Source organism: Arhodomonas sp. KWT, assembly GCF_010993615.1.
In genome coordinates, this window is record NZ_WNXE01000351.1 from 1 (window position 1) to 1,965 (window position 1,965).

The following is a 1,965-nucleotide window of genomic DNA, read 5'->3' on the forward strand; positions in this document are numbered from 1 at the left end:
TTGCCGGTGTAGTGGGTGAGGTAGGTGTTCATGAAGCGCTGGTGATCGCCGTAGATCGTGCGCATCATGCTCGGCCAGGAGCGGGCGATGCAGAGGTTGCCGTCGGTGGCGCCGTCCTGGACGTTGCCGTCGTTGTCCACCAGCTGGGGCTCGATGCCGAAGAACGGCAGCGTCGCCGAGCCCGGCTTGAGGTCGGTGACGCCGGGCAGCGGGCTGATCATGATCGCGCCGGTCTCGGTCTGCCACCAGGTGTCGACGATGCGGCAGCGGTCCTCGCCCACGGTGTGGTAGTACCACTCCCAGGCCTCCGGGTTGATCGGCTCGCCCACGGTGCCGAGCACGCGCAGGCTCTTGCGCGAGCGGCGGGTGACGTACTCGTTGCCCTGACCCATGAGCGCGCGGATGGCCGTCGGCGCGGTGTAGAAGATGTTGACGTTGTGCTTGTCGACCACGTCCCACATGCGCCCGGCGTCCGGGTAGGTGGGCACGCCCTCGAACATCAGCGTGGTCGCGCCGTTGGCGAGCGGGCCGTAGACGATGTAGCTGTGGCCGGTGACCCAGCCCACGTCGGCGGTGCACCAGTAGATCTCGCCGTCGTGGTAGTCGAAGACGTACTTCTGGGTCATCGCCGCCTGCAGCAGATAGCCGCCGGTGGTGTGCAGTACGCCCTTCGGCTTGCCGGTGGAGCCGGAGGTGTAGAGGATGAACAGCGGATCCTCGGCGTCGACCTCCTCCGCCGGGCAGTCCTCGGAGGCGCCGTCGATGGCCTCGTGGTACCAGACGTCGCGGCCGTCCTTGAACGATACGTCGCCGCCGGTGCGCTTGACCATGAACACCGTGGAGACGTCCGGGCACTCCTCGAGGGCGCGCTCGACGTTCTCCTTGAGCGGCACATGCTTGCCGCCGCGCACGCCCTCGTCGGCGGTGACCACCACGCGGCAGTCCGAGTCGAGGATGCGGTCGCGCAGGGCGTGGGGCGAGAAGCCGCCGAAGACCACCGAGTGGATCGCGCCGATACGCGCGCAGGCGAGCATGGCCACCGCCGCCTCGGGGATCATGGGCATGTAGATGCACACCCGGTCGCCCTTGTTCACGCCGCGTGCGCGCAGCGCGTTGGCGAAGCGGTTCACCTCGGAGTTGAGCTCGCGGTAGGTGATCTTGCGGGACTGGTCGGGCTCGTCGCCCTCCCAGATGATGGCGACCTGGTCGCCGCGGGAGGCCAGGTGGCGTTCCACGCAGTTGTAGGCCGCGTTGAGCTTGCCGCCCTCGAACCAGCGGATCTCGCCCTTGGCGAGGTCGCTGGTGTTGACGCTGTCCCAGCGCTTGAACCAGGTCAGGAACTGCTCGGCCTGCTCCGACCAGAACGCGTCGGGCTCCTCCAGCGAGCGCCGGTACATCTGCTCGTACTGCTCGCGGTTGATGAGCGCGTTATCGGCAACGTCCTTGGGAACGGGGTACACCTTGGACTCGGACATCCTGCTTCTCCTCCCTTCAGGGCTGATGTCGTGGCTTTTTAGCGCACGTCCCGGGCGACGTGATCCATAGTATCGCCGGGACTTCGATCTTGTTCGATTCCAGCATGGAAGCAAATTCCGTTCCGGAAAACCCCATCCGTCGGGTACCGCATTCGCGCCCGGCTCGGGGGCGTGTCGGCCCGCCCGGGCCGCGGCCGGGCGTTACGACTCGTAACGATTTGTCACCTCCCGTAACGCTAACGCGTTACCCCGTCCGGGCGCCAGAGGCGGCGGGCCGGGGGATTCCGAGGCGCTGGCGTCGCTCCCACAGCGCCTTGCGGCTGATCCCCAGGCGCCGCGCGATCTCGGTCTCGGTGAGGTGGTCCTGGTGGTGGAGCACGAACTCCCGGAAATAGCCCTCCAGCGACATGTCGGGAAAGGCACCGGCGTCGCCGCCGCCCCCGACGGGCAGGCCCAGGAGATCGGCGGTGAGCGCGGTGCTCTCCGCCAG

At 67.6% G+C, this 1,965-nt stretch carries 1 protein-coding gene and 1 pseudogene; both read right to left on the minus strand.

The genetic code is table 11. The features are described 5' to 3' along the window. Window positions 1-1,475 (minus strand): acetate--CoA ligase (gene acs / locus G7A99_RS18805; RefSeq protein WP_163143068.1); only part of this gene is annotated, 1,475 nt, incomplete at its 3' end. A gap of 244 nt (window positions 1,476-1,719) precedes the next feature. Continuing rightward, window positions 1,720-1,965: pseudogene (locus G7A99_RS18810) on the minus strand (sigma-54-dependent Fis family transcriptional regulator); the annotation flags it as partial.